The organism is Paracoccus sp. KKT209 (assembly GCF_055635455.1).
In genome coordinates, this window is sequence record NZ_CM145758.1 from 564,259 (window position 1) to 578,710 (window position 14,452).

General features: G+C 64.7%; 11 protein-coding genes and 2 pseudogenes. 4 read left to right on the forward strand and 9 right to left on the reverse strand.

The features are described 5' to 3' along the window. The first annotated feature begins 201 nt into the window (after positions 1 to 201). Entirely contained in the window at positions 202 to 459 is a 258-nt protein-coding gene (locus tag ACZ2G3_RS02890) for a hypothetical protein (RefSeq protein WP_470397527.1), read from the forward strand. A 648-nt stretch (positions 460 to 1,107) separates the two neighbouring features. On the opposite strand, the gene ACZ2G3_RS02895 is transcribed toward ACZ2G3_RS02890, so the two are convergent. Together ACZ2G3_RS02895 and gntA are read right to left on the reverse strand one after the other, a co-directional pair. After that, on the reverse strand, positions 1,108 to 1,701 hold the full coding sequence (locus ACZ2G3_RS02895; RefSeq protein ID WP_470397529.1) for a DUF1989 domain-containing protein: 594 nt from the start codon (positions 1,699 to 1,701) through the stop codon (positions 1,108 to 1,110). Between the two features lies 1 nt (position 1,702). After that, a complete protein-coding gene (gntA, locus tag ACZ2G3_RS02900; RefSeq protein ID WP_470397531.1) occupies positions 1,703 to 2,380 on the reverse strand; it encodes a guanitoxin biosynthesis heme-dependent pre-guanitoxin N-hydroxylase GntA in 678 nt (225 codons plus the stop codon). Positions 2,381 to 2,839: 459 nt separating this feature from the next. On the opposite strand from gntA, the gene ACZ2G3_RS02905 reads away from it, so the two are divergent. The 3 genes and pseudogenes from ACZ2G3_RS02905 to ACZ2G3_RS02915 all read left to right on the forward strand — a co-directional run. After that, entirely contained in the window at positions 2,840 to 3,022 is a 183-nt protein-coding gene (locus ACZ2G3_RS02905) for a hypothetical protein (RefSeq protein ID WP_470397532.1), read from the forward strand. Positions 3,023 to 3,287: 265 nt separating this feature from the next. Beyond that, positions 3,288 to 4,901 (forward strand): mechanosensitive ion channel family protein, encoded by a 1,614-nt coding sequence (locus ACZ2G3_RS02910; RefSeq protein WP_470397534.1) that lies wholly within the window; start codon positions 3,288 to 3,290, stop codon positions 4,899 to 4,901. A gap of 22 nt (positions 4,902 to 4,923) precedes the next feature. After that, positions 4,924 to 5,034: pseudogene (locus tag ACZ2G3_RS02915) on the forward strand (recombinase family protein); the annotation flags it as partial. 295 nt (positions 5,035 to 5,329) lie between these two features. Here the strand turns inward: ACZ2G3_RS02915 and ACZ2G3_RS02920 are convergent. The 7 genes and pseudogenes from ACZ2G3_RS02920 to ACZ2G3_RS02950 form a co-directional block, all read right to left on the reverse strand. Continuing rightward, positions 5,330 to 6,071 (reverse strand): annotated as a pseudogene (locus tag ACZ2G3_RS02920) (IS5 family transposase). A gap of 1,084 nt (positions 6,072 to 7,155) precedes the next feature. Further along, complete coding sequence (locus ACZ2G3_RS02925; protein ID WP_470397536.1) at positions 7,156 to 8,574, reverse strand: NAD(P)/FAD-dependent oxidoreductase; 1,419 nt, start codon at positions 8,572 to 8,574, stop codon at positions 7,156 to 7,158. 804 nt (positions 8,575 to 9,378) lie between these two features. Further along, positions 9,379 to 11,571: a TonB-dependent receptor gene (locus ACZ2G3_RS02930; protein WP_470397537.1), complete on the reverse strand. Its 2,193-nt coding sequence runs from the start codon at positions 11,569 to 11,571 to the stop codon at positions 9,379 to 9,381. Between the two features lie 317 nt (positions 11,572 to 11,888). Then, on the reverse strand, positions 11,889 to 12,305 hold the full coding sequence (locus ACZ2G3_RS02935) for an SRPBCC domain-containing protein (RefSeq protein WP_470397539.1): 417 nt from the start codon (positions 12,303 to 12,305) through the stop codon (positions 11,889 to 11,891). Between the two features lie 11 nt (positions 12,306 to 12,316). Beyond that, the gene (locus tag ACZ2G3_RS02940) at positions 12,317 to 12,799 is read right to left on the reverse strand and encodes a VOC family protein (RefSeq protein ID WP_470397540.1); all 483 of its coding nucleotides are present in this window, start codon (positions 12,797 to 12,799) and stop codon (positions 12,317 to 12,319) included. Positions 12,800 to 13,044: 245 nt separating this feature from the next. Next, positions 13,045 to 13,755 carry an anti-sigma factor gene (locus ACZ2G3_RS02945; RefSeq protein ID WP_470397541.1) on the reverse strand — a complete coding sequence of 237 codons (711 nt, stop codon included), beginning with the start codon at positions 13,753 to 13,755 and terminating at the stop codon, positions 13,045 to 13,047. Further along, positions 13,752 to 14,321 (reverse strand): sigma-70 family RNA polymerase sigma factor, encoded by a 570-nt coding sequence (locus ACZ2G3_RS02950; RefSeq protein WP_470397543.1) that lies wholly within the window; start codon positions 14,319 to 14,321, stop codon positions 13,752 to 13,754. Before ACZ2G3_RS02950 ends, ACZ2G3_RS02945 begins: the two co-directional genes overlap by 4 nt. Positions 14,322 to 14,452: the final 131 nt, after the last annotated feature.

Here is a 14,452-nt window from a genome sequence, read left to right on the forward strand (position 1 = left end):
AGCCGATCGGCCTGATGCAGAAGCGCCCCGCGGAGCGCCTGCGAAGCTCTGTTGAGCACGCTCCTTTGCGCTCCTTCTGCAGACAGGTCCGTCACCGGTGCCAATCGCTGGTCATAGTGCCTGAGCACGTTTTCCGCGGCCGGCAATCGCACCTCGATCGTCACATCCTAATGGCGCAGAGCGCCACCGCAGGAGCTTGTCATGTTAAAACTCATCACTTCCTCCGCCGCAGCGTCCTTCCTCGCTGTTGCTGCTCAGGCAACCCCGCTGAGCGATCCTCACGAGCGTCCCGACAGTCAATGGGGTGCGTCAGAGGCCACTCTTTCCCAAGTTGAAGCCGGCAGATTGCTGAATTCACATGATCTTGCCGAGAGCCGGCTGAGCCCTCATGATCTGGTGTCGGTCACCACCTTTCCGTCTTCAGGATCGGCCGACCGCTCAAGCCGCGAAGACTACTGACTGCAGGCAGCAAACAACGCCTCCTCCCTGAGTAGGTCCGCCTCGCGGAGCGGAGCCATCATGTTGATCATCTTGTCCCGTTGAATGATCCTGGCCCTTGGTTCCTTGGGCTACAGGGCTGGGATCTCCCCGTTCTCCCTCCGCGCGACAACATCGCACAGCTTGCGATTTCCACAAATCTGCGGCTGGCCAGAATGCGTCGGATACAATGCCCGCAGGCGCCCTGAAAAGCCGATGTTGGGCTTCAAGAGCTTCACGTCAGCCAAGTCCACCGTGGCAGCACCAAGCTGGTGACACGATCCGCAAGTGCCAGTCGCCGCCAAAGCCATGCTCGTTTCAGCACTTCTGTAAGCTGCCGCGTAGACCCGGGAAGACGCTGCCCCCTGTGGCACGTTGAGCCGTTTGCCACAAAATACGAATGCAGCAACCGGCTCCAGAACCTCCGGCGGTCTGGCCGAACCGATGGCGCTCTTTGAGCCGTTGGTGATAAAGGTCTGCTAGACCAGAGGCCTTCAGGTTCGCGTCCCCGGGGTTTTTCCTGTTCCAGCGCCAGCAGTGGCTTTTTTTGAGCAAGCCTCGTCCCTCAGACCGGCAAAGTCATTCACGCCAATCAAGGCACCTGCCCGGAACTCAAGCAAGCACAGATGATCAGGCGGGCCTTGGCTCGATCTCGTAGTGGATAGGCTTGAAGCTTCCTCCATTGGAGGCATAGGCCGAACAGGCGGTCAGCCCGATGACCAGATCCGTTTCTGCGCGAAGCCGGATGAAGTCTCCGGGACGGCTTGTCGGGGGCTCCACGCGAAGGGTGCCGTCAGAGGCGACAGGTACGTTCATGAAGACGTTGAACGCGCAGGGGATCATGTCAGGCTCGATGCCGAAGGGCGAGAGCGCCTCGGCCAAGTTGCCAAAGCAGCCCCGGTGGACCGGCTGGCCCGGATAGAAGTGGCGAAAGGTCGCCTCGCTGCAGGGGGTCAGCAGGAAGTCATGGCGACCCACGCTGTCCTCGACGATCGACAGCATCGGTTGCGAGCGGTTCGACCAGAGCCGGTTTCCCGTCGTCAGCGCGATCGTCTCCTCGTAATCGAAGGTCCGGCCGTTCGAGATGACTTCGCGCACATCGGCCGCGCCAAAGGCCAGCAGATCGGACACCTGCGTTCCCTGCGGATCGATCACCTTCAGGATCTGCCCTTCGCTCAACCGAAATGCGACACCAGAGCGCGGCGGGATTTCCAGCACGCTCATCTCACGCCCTCGGATCGCGGAAGGGGCAGCACCAGTCGTCGCCCACGACACGCCCGCTGTACTGCCGGGCCTCGCTTTCCTCGCCGAACCGGGCGAGCATCGGGTTCACACTTCCGGCCAAGGCCTCGTCGCGGCTCAGGATACGCTCGCGCATGCGTTCGTAGCGGCCCTCCTCGCGCAGGCGCTCGAACTGGTCGTGAAGGTTGAAGACCAGCGTCGGGCGGGGCATGCGCCTGGCGGGCCGTGACGCCTGCGGATGCAGCCCGACAACAAAGAACGCCTCGCCGCCAAAGCTCAGGGAGAAATGCGGATCTTCGGGATCCCCGCTGACGCTGTCATTGTAGGGCTGCCGGCGCCGGTCGTCGATGCAGGCCAGTGCCTGAAGCCGCTTCCACATCGCCGCTTCGAACTGTTCCTCGTCAAGATCGGCAGGTTCGGCAAAGACGACCGCGAGGCTGCGCAGGCCCGAGGGGTCCTGACGGTAATCGGCAACCCAGGACAACAGTTCCGAATGGATCCGGGCGTCCTCCCCTGCAAGGTCAAGCGACTGGCACACCACTGTCTTGAGGGTACCCCGCGCCATTGCGGATTTCGCGCCGAGGCAAGGGAATGCCGGGTCTGCGATGGCCGCGGTCAGCTCTTCGCTTGCCTGGCGGGCGATGTCTTCGTCAACGAGCATAGGAATTCACCGATTGTGATCTCTAGCAGAACCGGAGAATGACAAAGGTAGTTCCCCGCTTCAGCCGAGACGTAGGTGAAACCTCGGCAGACGGGGTGACCAATCGTGCCGGCCCGGCGCAGGCAAATCAGACGTCACCCATCAGATGAAGGGCCCCAGCAGGGGCTTCGCGCTATCGAAGAAGCCCAGGATTTCAAAGCGTCCATGCGGGTTGATCTGCTGGCGCTGGTAGCAGGATGGTCCGCAGATCGTCAGGCGTCAAGGCCTCCTGCAGCGTCTGCCGCGCCAGCGAAATGCGGCTCTGGATTGTGCTGATGTTGACGCCGGGATTTCAGCAATGTTGATGAAGCACTCGCCAGTCGCTGTCACCAGCACTCCCACCAATGCATTGGAAGCTGATCAAGGGCGCGTTGAATCTCCTGCATCTGGGGGTACTTTGCGCATATTCAGCGCCCTGACATGATCGACGGATTCACCGGCACAACCGCCTTGCCGAAACGAAAGGTTCGGAAAAATAGGCGCCTGCTGAAATGGCTGTGGAAGCTACGGGAGAAAACCACGATTTTGGTCCTTTTTTGCCCATTCATCGCCGGTAAATTTGCCAAGTCGGACCTTCAGGCGCTGGCTTGCCACGACATGTGAACCCGGCGAGGCGGCAGGTTAGGGAGGCGCGTGCGGCCTTGGCACCGCAGCCCTGATCATGCCGGTCCCTTGGCAGGGAGCAGCATGATATGCCTCAATATCCACAGCCCTTCGCCACCCCCCTATCAACATGGCCCGGCCAAGCGCGTTGTGACCCGTCTTCCTGTGGCTTATGCTGGCGCAACACTCGCAGGAACGGACCGGGATGACGTGCGGCCCTTGCAGGATGATGATGCGCAGATTTCTTTCCCAATTCTGTCTTGTCATGCTGCTCTGGGCGGCAGCTGTAGCGCAAGCCGTGGCCCAGCAAGAGGACACGGCCGAGCCCTTCGTGTTCCAGGTGGAGGATCTGAGATTCGGCCTGCCCGAGGCCGATGAGCCGCTCGAGCTGAACACGCCCAGGGCCGCCTTGGAGGCTTTCCTTGATGCCGTCGAGGCAGGCGACGGGCCACGCGCGGCTCAGGCCCTCAATCTCAGCAGCATCCCCGAAGAGGAACGCGAGAGCCGGGCGCCCACGCTTGCGCTGATGCTGGCCTTCCTCTTGTTGAACCACCAGCTGATAGACTGGGCGCAGATTCCGGACCAGCCTGATGCGCGGGTCGTTCCGGAGACCGACGCTGCGGAAACGCCCTATCGCAGAAGGTCGATCGAACTTGGGCAGCTGGAACTTGACGGACGCCCGGTCCCTATCAGCATACAGCGTTTCCGGGCTGAGGACACCGAGCCCGTCTGGCTGTTCTCGCCCTTCACCGTGGAACGGACCTCGCGTCTCTATGCCGCCAGCCGGCCCGGGATGCTCAGCGGATGGGTACCACTCGAGGAGCGCCTGGCGACCCTCGGCCGTCCCTCGCTCCGGGAGTGGCTCATCGTCGGAGGTCTTCTGACGATCTGCGGGCTCCTCTGGCTTCTGGTTTACAGGAGTGTCAGGCTGCTGTCACGGCAGGTCGCCCTGTACTGGGCGGGGTGGCTCAGGCGCCTGGCCTTTCCACTGGCCACGGTTCTTGCGGCCCTGACCTATCGCTTTGTCATCGACCGCCTCATCACCTTGACCGGTCCGGTCGCCTCCAATCTGGGCCTGGCGTCAGAGGTGGTCGGGCTGCTGGCCGGAGCATGGCTGCTGGTCAGGATGGTGTCCGGAGCGACCCTTGTGTTGAGCGAGCGGTACGTGGTGCCGCTTTCGACCGATGATCCCGACAACCGTCGGATCAAGACCAACGTCTACGTTGTCCGGCGACTGACGGTGGTCCTGATAGCCGTGGTCAGCATCGGTTATGTTCTGCTCCGGCTAGGCCTCTTCGAGACGTTCGGCATCTCCGTGCTGGCATCGGCAGGTGCCATCGGCGTGGTTGTGGCCATCGCAGCCCAGCCACTGCTCGGGAACATGGTGGCTGGCCTCCAGATCGCCCTTTCGGACCCGGTCCGCATCGGGGACGTGGTGGTCTTTGATGGCCGGTGGGCCACGGTCGAGGATATCGCGTTCGCGCACACCGTCCTGAGGACGGACACCGACACCCGGCTGATCGTGCCGCATGCCGAGTTCCTGTCCCGCGCAGTCGAGAACTGGTCGAAGGAGGGCGAAGCTGTCCGCAGGATCGTTAAGCTGCCGGTGGATTACCGTATTGATGTCGATCTTGTCAGGCAGTGGGTGGGGGACATTCTTGACGGGGATCCCCGCCTGACCGAGGCTCCCACGGTCGAGATGGTCGAGGTGGATTGTGAGGTGGCCGTCCTGTGGGTCTGGATCGGGGCGACGACCCCGTTGACGTCTTGGACGTTGCACAACGAGGTGCGCGAGAAACTGGTGTCCTTTGTATCAGAGCACGAGGGTGGAAGGTTCCTGCCCAGAAAGCGGTATGTCTCGCAGCGTGAGAGCGTTTGAAGCTGTCGGACGGCGGGCAAGCCGCCTGCGCCCAAACATGCCATGGGAGGACGTGCTGCACATCGTGAACACGCCGCTGCCCCCTGCCCGGCACTCGACCCAGCCACGGCTGCTGCGCGGGCCATTTGCGTATCGGGCGTCAGAGGGACGATATATTCATAGATCGGCGGGCCACATCTTATGGTGCCAGCTCGCGTCGATTGCGATGAACAAGGCGTCGATCGCCACATCCTTGCCTTCGACCGTTTTGACGGCGATGCAGCGGCGTAACGCCGTCTTGAACAGTGTCCGGAAGATGCCCGCCACGCTGAAGCGTCCGTGCCGGTTCTTGCTTGTAGGCAAAGGGTGCGGGATGGATGCCCCGGCACGAGCCGGCAAAACCGCAGTATGTGAGATTGTACCAGACTTCCTCGTACAGGCGGCCTAGGTCATGTTGACCAATGACGGAGCCAAGTCGGATGGACGTGATGTCGATGAAGCCCAAGAAGCTTTCGGCCGTCTTGTCGTAGCGTGTTGCGACGCGGCGTGCGTTCTTGAGCGTGTTGAAGCAGCGCTCGAGCAGGTTGCGCAGGCGATAGAGCGAACAGTCCCTACCCACGTGCTTTTGACGTGACTTGCGCATCGGGATGACCGGCAGGACATCGCGCTCTTGCAGACGCGCCGTGATGCTGTTGGCGTCATATCCGCGATCTGCCAGCAGCACTTTGGGACTGGGCCGATTGTCAGCCATGACCAGACCGAAGCCGAGATAGTCAGATGTCTGGCCCGGCGTAATCTCTGTCCTCATGGGCAGACCGTGCGCATTGACGAGGAGGTGGATCCTGGTCGTGAAATGGAAGGTGGTCCAGAAAACGATCCGGTGGATCGTTTTCCCACCGGACGCTCTTGAGCGCCCGAAACCCTGTCGCTTGCAGGCTGCCTGGCACGGCCCCACTTTGGTTCGGGGCTTGCCATGATGATCTCCCGGAGCCCGGCCAACGTCCAGCGCCGGAATTGCCGATAGACGCTCGACCATTCGCCGAACCCGGGTAGATCGCGCCATGGAGCCCCGGGTCGTGCGATCCAGAATAGGCCATCAAGAACGAGGCGGTGGTTGGTGGGTTCGCGTCCGTTCGCGGCGCGGACGGCGAGGATGATCCCCTTAAAAAAGGCCCAGTCCTCGTCCGACATAAGGTGCCAAGCTGGTCCCCATCGCAGATACCAGCGTGAATCCCGCCCAAAGCCTGACGTGACTCCCTTTTGTCACCACGACCTAGGATCACGACCCCCTTGACATCGGCGCTTGGCGCGACGAGCCCGAAGGCGAAAGCCATTAGATCATCCGCCCACAAGGGCCGTGGTTCCTTCAGCAGATCGACCTGAAGGGCCTTGCTGCTCTCGCGCATGAAAAGAAGATCCAGATCATCCCTTACCGGTCTCCCGGAGATTTCCTTGTGGCGGGTGGAACCGGTCATGAGCGCGTGCCCAGTCAGCAAGCTGAACAAGGCAGCCAGACCGCAAATGTGCGCCTGTTACACCCCAAATGCCAACAGGACAGATGTTCATGACATCCTCTTTCTGTCCGACCAGCTCGTCGAGGTGCTTGGTTGGGCCTTATCTCCCGGGCTCGATACCCGCACATGGCCACTCCCTGCCTGAACCGGCTCCGTGCCGGGCTCGTGGCATTTGTCCGCCGCTTTTGGGCGCAACCAGCGACGCGCGACGATCCGGTCGTCTGTCGGCGCGTCACCTTCGAGGACATGTCGAACCGCTCCTTTGACTGCATGCGCAGTGTGCGGCCGCTGATCGAAATGCGCCCCTGCATGCTCCCTGCGCGCTTGCGGATATCGCCTTGGCTGCTTCTCGGCTGGCCATGGCCGATGCTTGCATTCGCCAGATGAGACACCTGATAGCGTCGGTAAAGGAGCTTCTTGCCGATCCGGTCGCAGATGGTGAGGTCGAGGCAGAGTTGATCAGGGCATTGAAGGTGATCCCCTCCCGCCGTTCCTGATGGATTGCCTGTACCGGTTACGTCACCTGAAGCCCATTTCAGCATGACCATCATCTCAGGGAAGTTCAGCAAGGGGCTGGCCTCGCGACGCAGCCGCGCGTGGCTCTTTTTTTGAGTCACGCCGCTGGGACCGCTTCCGATCATCTGCTGCCCTTAGCCGGAAGCAAGCGCAAGCGGCTCATTGATGACGGGCGCCCTGCATCGCCACTATGGTCCGCGGTCAGATGAGAAGCTTTCTGGGGCACAGAAATGGAGGCTACACCCTCAAGCCTCTCCAGCCGTTCCAGCAGCTCGAATCGACGGCTCGGCGGCCCGCAGAAGGTCACTGTCTCGCGCTTTCTCCTCCTGAGCGCCCGGCGCCGCCTTCGGGCTGCTCGGCTGTCGCAGCCGGTCCCGGGGCATGGGGGCGCTTTCCGGGTTTTCGTTCTCGATGAAGTCGCCGGCGATCAGCCGGGCGCCGCGCTCATAGGTCATGTAGCGCCAGAGCCATTGCATCGACACAAGGAAACGGTTCTGGAAGCCCACCAGAAGATAGACGTGGACGATCGCCCAGGTCGCCCAGGCCAGCCATCCCTTCAGGTTGAACCTGCCCTGCTCGAAAACGGCGGCGTGGCGACCGACGATCGCGGTGTTCCCGCGGCTGTTGTACCGAAAGGGTGCCAGCCGCGCACCGTTCCCCAGATGCACGGCCAGGGTCCGGCCCAGATGGATGCCCTGCTGCTTGGCGACCTGCGCCAGGCCCGGCAGCGGCCGGCCGTCAGGGCCCGGAAACAGCGCCACATCGCCCAAGGCGAAAACCTGCGGCAGGCCCTTGACCGACAGCGTCTCATCGACCTCGATCCGGCCGGCGCGGTCGGTCGGACCCAACTGTCTTGCCAGGGGCGAGGCCGAAACGCCGGCAGCCCAGATCACCACCCCGACCGGCTGGCTGCGACCCGCAACAGTGATGCTGGTGGGACCGATCTCCTCGACAGCCTCGCCGGTGCGCACGGTGACCCCCAGCCGCTGCAGCCGGGCCTTGGCATAGGCGGACATCTCCTCGGCAAAGCCGGACAAAAGACGCGGGCCGGCCTCGATCAGTGTGACGCGGGCGCTGCCCGGATCGATGGTGCGGAAGTCCCGCAGCAGCGTGTGGCGGCTGAGTTCGGCAATCGCGCCGGCGAGTTCGACGCCCGTGGGTCCGCCGCCGATGATGGCAATCTCCAGCAACCGCTGACGCTCCGCCGGATCGTCGCTTCGCTCGGCCCGCTCGAAGGCCAGCAGGATCTGCGAGCGGATGTGCCGCGCGTCCTCGATGGTTTTCAGCCCCGGCGCCCATTGCGCCCATTCGTCGTGGCCGAAATAGCCGTGGCTGGCCCCACTGGCGAGGATCAGGTGGCGATACCCGATCTCGTGCCCGCAACTGAGCCGCAGCCGCCGTGCCTTTGTGTCGATCACCTCGACCTCGCCAAAGATGACCCTGACCGAGGCGTATCGGCGCAGGATCCTGCGGATCGGCTCGGCCACATCCGTTGCGGACAGGGCAGCGGTGGCCACCTGATAAAGCAGCGGCTGGAACAGGTGGTGGTTGCGCCGGTCGATCACCGTCACGCCGATCTTCGCGCGGCCCAGCGCCTTGGCGACCTCCAGCCCGGCAAAGCCGGCACCAATGACAACCACCTCGCGGAAATCGATCTCTGTCACTGTCGCGATCCTTCAAATTGGCGCCCCGCCCTGCGGGGCGGCGCGTTGAACATCACGCCACGTTGCCGCGGCGATCCTGTCGGCAATGACGCAGCCATGCGCAACTCTTCTTCCAAGCTGGGGCTGAACGGCGGCCAGCGCCTGCCCAGCCACCGTGGGGGCATCGCACGCCCTCTCCAGAAAGACATCCTGCGCCCCTATGGCTGAGGCCACAGCGTCTCTAGGGACGAACACAGGCCCCGGAACCCGCAGGCACGAACAATGTTCCCGCCCCGCGTCATCCAGCCGTTTCCAGTTCACCAGCCAGATCGGCCTGTGGTATTGCTGTCCGCCTTGGTTGCGCCTGCTGCTCGGGAGCTTCGGGCTATGGCTTTGCAACCTCTTGTGAACAGGCAGCAGAATGTCGACTGGCCACGCTGATCTACCCCTCATGCAGTGCGGTATGAGCGGTCAAGGACAGGTGTTCTTGTTGCGAGCGACCATGACGTCATGCAGCTTTTGAGGAGGCCGGACAATCGCCGCGGATTGCATGTTGCGCATCAGGAGGGACGACAGGCACCAGATCACCAGCATCCTGACGGCGGTCGAGGCTGAAGGAGGATTTCTCTGCTGGACCGTGCGCTGCATCCGCCTTCGCGTGGAAGGAAAAGGATGTCTCCGTGGAGGCTGACGCACAGGGCCACCAAGGTCGATGTTTGGTCCGCCGGCCGGATGGCAGGCGGACCAGTCAGATGCCTTCATCGTCATCAGCAGATCCCGGCGGCACGTGGCCGCCAGGATGCGATTGATAAACAGCCAAGACCTTCAGAACTTCATCGAGGCCGAGACGGCGTAGGTGCGTGGCGCGCCTGCCGCCAGGAAGCGGCGAGCCGAGCTGGCCCAATAGTTCTCGTCCAGGACGTTCTCGATATTGGCGCGCAGCTCGATCTCGCGGCCCTGCGCCTCGACGGCGTAGCGGGCGCCCAGATCCAGGCGCGTCCAGCCCGAGACCTTCTGCGTGTTCTCCTGGTCATACCAGGTCGAGCCGCCATGCATCACGCGACCGTTGAGCGTCAGGCCCTGAACCGAGGGGAGGTCGTATTCCGCATAGAGGCTGGCGGCCGTCCGCGGCACGCCGGGCACGTCATTGCCGTCGAAAGCCCCGTCCTGGGTGCGGCGCAGTTCCGCATCCATCAGCGTGATGCCGCCCAGGATGCGCAGGCCCTCCATCGGTGCACCGGCCGCCGACAGTTCCAGCCCGCGATTGCGCTGCTGCCCCGAGAGCGAGAAGACGTTGCTGGCCGGATCGGTGATGCCATTGGGCTGGCGGATCTCGAAGAGGCTCGCGCCCAGGGTCACGGTGCCCAGGTCATATTTCAGGCCGACCTCGCGCTGGCGGTTCACCACGGCGGGGAACAGCTCGCCCGCGTTCTCGGCGACGGAGGGCGCCATCGGCCCCTCGGTCAGCGCCTCGACATAGTTGCCATAGACGGTCAGCCCGTCGCGAATGCGCCACGACGCCGCGATGGCCGGGGTGAAGGCGCTGTCCTCGTAGAGATAGTTCTGCGCGCCCACCGGAAAGTCGGGAATGCCCGGACGCGTGTTGAACCCGCGGGTGCGGATCTCCTGCCAGCGGCCGCCGAAGGTCAGCTGCACCCGGTCATCGTCCAGCGACATCGTGTCCGACAGCGCGACCGACCGGCTGCGCAGGTCCGCAAAGGGGATCAGCCCATCCGCGCGCGGCAGGCCCGACAGGTCCGGCGCTGCCGGCAGGAAGACGGGATCATAGATATTCGTGCCCGCAACCGGGAAGCCCAGCAGGCGCGGGTTGAATTCGCCGCGGTTGTTTCGGTTCAGCGCATAGGCAGCCGACAGGGTGATGCGATGGCGCACCGGGCCGGTCGTGGCCTCGGTCCGCAGCCCGATCTCGGCGGCGCGGCCCTCGATCTCCTGCGGGTTGAAGCCCAGCTCGTTGATCGCATCCCCGTTCGGCGCAGTGATCGTATAGTTCGAGGTCAGGAAATCCTCGCGGTAGCGGCTGGCCCCGAAGGCGCCATAGACCGTCGTCGCCGGGGCAAGGTCGTATTCGACCCGACCTGCGATCATGCGATGCGTGCTGTCGTGGAATTCGAAGGGGTTGGCGGTGTTGATGTCGCCATCCGGAGCATCCGGGATCGGCACGCCCGGCGCCGCCGCATTGAAGAGTGATGTCGGCGCGTCCAGGTCCTGCTTGGACGCGTTCAGGTCCAGCGTCGCGCGCAGCGCGTCACCGCGATAGTCCAGCCCCAAGGCCGCCACGCCGACCTCGGCGTTGTTGTTGTCCAGGGCCGTGTCACCGCCGCGCCAGGACAGGTTGCCGCGCACGCCCCATTCCTTGCGGGGGCCAAAGCGGCGGCCCAGGTCGACATGGGTCCAGAGCTGGCTGTCCGACGCGATGCCTGTGGTGACGCGGGTCAGGTCCTGGTCCTCGGCGCGCTTCGGGATCATGTTGATCGTGCCGCCCACGCGGCCCACGCCGCCATTGGCCAGCGCCGTCGGCCCCATCAGCAGGTCGACGCGGCCGATCCCCTCCAGCGCGCTGCGGCGCGGGTTGGCGATATAGGGCAGCCCGTCATAAAGCGTGTCGAGGTTCGGCACGGAAAAGCCGCGGATGAAGAACGAGTCGCGCTCGCTGAAGGCCGGCGCGTCCTGGCGCACCGAAGGGTCGTTGCGCGTGACATCCGCCAGGGTCCGGGCCTGCTGGTTGCGGATCAGCTCCTCGGTATAGGCGGTCGCACGAAAGGGCGCGGATTGCACGTCCACATCGCCAAGCGCCCCCAGCCGGGTCTGGGTCGAGACCTGGCCGCCGGCATAGGGCTGCGCCGGTGCGGCGATGGTGCCGGTCGCGGTCGCGGCCTGCAGCGTGATCTCGTCCAGGACGATGGGGGCCGTCTGCTGCGCAAGAAGGGCGGCCGGGCTGATCGCCGCAAAGGCGACGCCAAGCAGAAGCGGGCGAAGAGGGGAGGGACAGGGGCGCATCGACGGGCTCCGGATCAGGGTGCGAAGGGTCGGCTGGCGCGGGACCTTGATCCGTGGCTTGCTGGTGAGGGACGTGTCGGGGCGCGATTAACAGATAGAAACAGTAAGGTTCAACAGCTTCCTTTGCCCGTTGGTGAACCTGTGGCGCAAATGCCGCGCGAGGGGCGGGACAGATCCGCCCTGATGGCGGGTTTCCCATCCTGTCAGACCTGCCGCTTCGACCTTCTTGCCGCCTTGTCGTCTCCGGCACTCGGAAGCAGGATCGAACGGAATGGCCTTCGCAATCAGGACCAGGGGCGAGGCGTCAGGCCATCACCTTACCCGGAGCGGGCCAAGAAGCTTGCATAGCTGTCCAGGATCGCCTGCCAGCCGTCGCGCTGCATCTCGACCGGGTTCTGGGTCTCGGGATCGAAGATCGTGGTCACCCGGGTGCCGTCGCCTTCCTCGACGAAGGTCGTGCGGGCGCTCCGGCCATCGGCGAGGCGCAGGGTGAGGGCCGAGGGCGCATCCACCTCCTCGTAGGTCGCCTCGAAGTCGAAGCCGAAGGATCCGTCGCGCGCCTCCATCCGTGCGTGATGCCGGCCACCCGGACGCAGATCGACCGAAGCGGCCGGGCAGTGCCAGTCCGGCGAGGCCTGGTTCCACGCCATGATGGCCTGTGGCGACGTATAGGCGGCCCATGCCGCTTGGGGCCTCGCGGCCACGACCGTCTCGATCCTGATGGGTTCGGTCATCCTGCTTCCTTTCAATGGCCTTGGCGGCGTGCGGCATCGATGGCCGCGACGTCGATCTTGCGCATCGTCATCATGGCGGCAAAGGCGTGCCGTGCCTCGGCACCGCCCACAGCCAGCGCCTCGGTCAGCGTGCGCGGGGTGATCTGCCAGTTCACCCCCCACCGATCCTTGCACCATCCGCATTCGTTTTCCTGCCCGCCATTGCCGACGATGGCGTCCCAGTAGCGGTCCGTCTCTTCCTGCGTGTCGGTGGCGATCTGGAACGAAAAGGCCTCGCTCTGCGGAAAGATCGGCCCGCCGTTCAGGCCGATGCAGGCAACGCCGCAAACGGTGAAGCGGACAACCAGAACCTCGCCCTGCCTGCTGCTGGGATTGTCCAACGGCGCGTGGTGAACAGCCTGCACCGCGCTGTCGGGAAAGACCGAGGCATAGAACCGCGCCGCAGCCTCTGCCTCGCGGTCGTACCAGATGCAGATTGTGTTCCTGGGACCCATGACAGCCTCCTGCGGCGATCCGGGCCCGCCACCGGTCCGGATCATGCCAGCTCGATTTCGCGCATCATGTCAGAAAAACATCATCCTGTCGCCCACCGGACGACGCCGAATACGATCCGCGATCCGCGATCCGCCTGCAACCCGACGACCTGGGCGCACCGGCACCTGGACCTGACACCGCATGCCCGGCCAGGGTTCCGCTATCTGGAGAGCGCCCCGACCCAAGGTGTTTGCTGGCGGCCGCGCTAGACCTCGTCCTGGCGGGCGGCCAGCCCCTTGGCCAGGATCTCGCCCGTGGGACGCCCGGTCGGAGAGCCGCCCAGAGGCTCCAGGGTGATCTCGTAAAGCTGGCCGTCCAGGGGCGTGGGCAGGGGGGGCGTGTCCAGAAGGGTCGCCCTGCTTCCGGACAGCAGGCCGAGCGAGACCGGCCCCATATCCACCGACGGCAATGTCCAGACCTGCATCTGCCGGCCTGCGGGAACATCGATGCCTGCCACGAACCGGATGCGCGCATCGGCCTGGCCGAAATCCTCGACGACCGCGGTGGGACGACCGGCATCGTCCAGCAGGACGGCGACTACCACCGGGTCGGGCACCCGCCAGTTCCCGCCCAGCACGATCCCCGCCAGGATGCCGACCGCGGCGGCGAGGCCTGCCGGCAGCCAGCGACGGAGCGGCCCGGGGTCATTGGCGGCCACCGGCGTCAGCGCGGGCCTGGACAGGGGCGGCCTGGACAGGGGCGCATCCAGCTGGGGCAGGACAGCCTCCCACAGGGACAGCGGGGCCGGCATTTCGGGGGCGGTCATGTCCAGCGGCAGCAGCCGGTCGCGTGCGCGGGCAACGGCGGCCGCCCAGGCACGGTCATGATCCAGCCGCGCTTCCAGTTCAGCCTCGGTCCGCTGGTCCGTCAGGCCCAGAACAAAGGCATCGGCGCGGGCGTCAAGGTCGTCAGTCATGACAGGCACCTCCGCAGCAGGTCCAGGCCGCGGCGGATCCACGACTTGCAGGTGCCGAGGGGCACCGACTGGATGGCCGCGATCTCGCCATGCGTGAAGCCGCCGACATAGGCCAGCAGGATGGCCCGCCGCGTCTGTGGTTCAAGCCCGACAAGGCAATCCTTCAGCGCCACCCGGTCCCCCAAGCGATCAAGCCCGGTTCCCGCCGCCGACAGGCGTGCGTCCTGCATGGCCGTCAGGTCCTCCGGGGACAGGCTTTCCAGCCGCCGGCCGTCGCGCAGGATGTTCAGGCAGCGGTTGCGCAGGACGGCAAAGATCCAGCCGCGGGCCGATCCGTCGCCGCGGTGGAACTGGTGGGCCTTGCGCCAGATCTGGACCATGCTGTCCTGCACCGCCTCCTCGGCCAGGTCGCGCCGCTGCAGCATCCGGTGCGCCACGCCCAGAAGCCGCCCGCCCTCGGTTTCCAGGATCAGGCGCAGCGCCTCGTGCTCGCCCTTGGCGCATCGGTGCAGCGCGTCGGCCAGGTCGACAGGCGCCTCCGTCGCCGCAGCGGCGGAAATGTTCATGTGCCTGTGCCTCCACCATGTCCCGCGCCACGATGGCATGCAGGATCGCTCCGGGTCCAGCCGTCGCGTGGGCCTGCCAGTGCCTTGGGGTCCGGCCAAAGTTTTTTTCGCCATGCTGCATCCAAAAACGC

Excerpts from the sequence above, each read along its gene's own strand:
- ACZ2G3_RS02895 (WP_470397529.1), bottom strand. The coding sequence starts at position 1,701 with ATGAGCGTGCTGGAAATCCCGCCGCGCTCTGGTGTCGCATTTCGGTTG.
- ACZ2G3_RS02910 (WP_470397534.1), top strand. The coding sequence starts at position 3,288 with ATGCTGCTCTGGGCGGCAGCTGTAGCGCAAGCCGTGGCCCAGCAAGAG.
- ACZ2G3_RS02945 (WP_470397541.1), bottom strand. The coding sequence starts at position 13,755 with ATGACTGACGACCTTGACGCCCGCGCCGATGCCTTTGTTCTGGGCCTG.
- ACZ2G3_RS02890 (WP_470397527.1), top strand. The coding sequence starts at position 202 with ATGTTAAAACTCATCACTTCCTCCGCCGCAGCGTCCTTCCTCGCTGTT.
- ACZ2G3_RS02940 (WP_470397540.1), bottom strand. The coding sequence starts at position 12,799 with ATGGGTCCCAGGAACACAATCTGCATCTGGTACGACCGCGAGGCAGAG.
- gntA (WP_470397531.1), bottom strand. The coding sequence starts at position 2,380 with ATGCTCGTTGACGAAGACATCGCCCGCCAGGCAAGCGAAGAGCTGACC.
- ACZ2G3_RS02950 (WP_470397543.1), bottom strand. The coding sequence starts at position 14,321 with ATGAACATTTCCGCCGCTGCGGCGACGGAGGCGCCTGTCGACCTGGCC.
- ACZ2G3_RS02935 (WP_470397539.1), bottom strand. The coding sequence starts at position 12,305 with ATGACCGAACCCATCAGGATCGAGACGGTCGTGGCCGCGAGGCCCCAA.
- ACZ2G3_RS02930 (WP_470397537.1), bottom strand. The coding sequence starts at position 11,571 with ATGCGCCCCTGTCCCTCCCCTCTTCGCCCGCTTCTGCTTGGCGTCGCC.
- ACZ2G3_RS02905 (WP_470397532.1), top strand. The coding sequence starts at position 2,840 with ATGATCGACGGATTCACCGGCACAACCGCCTTGCCGAAACGAAAGGTT.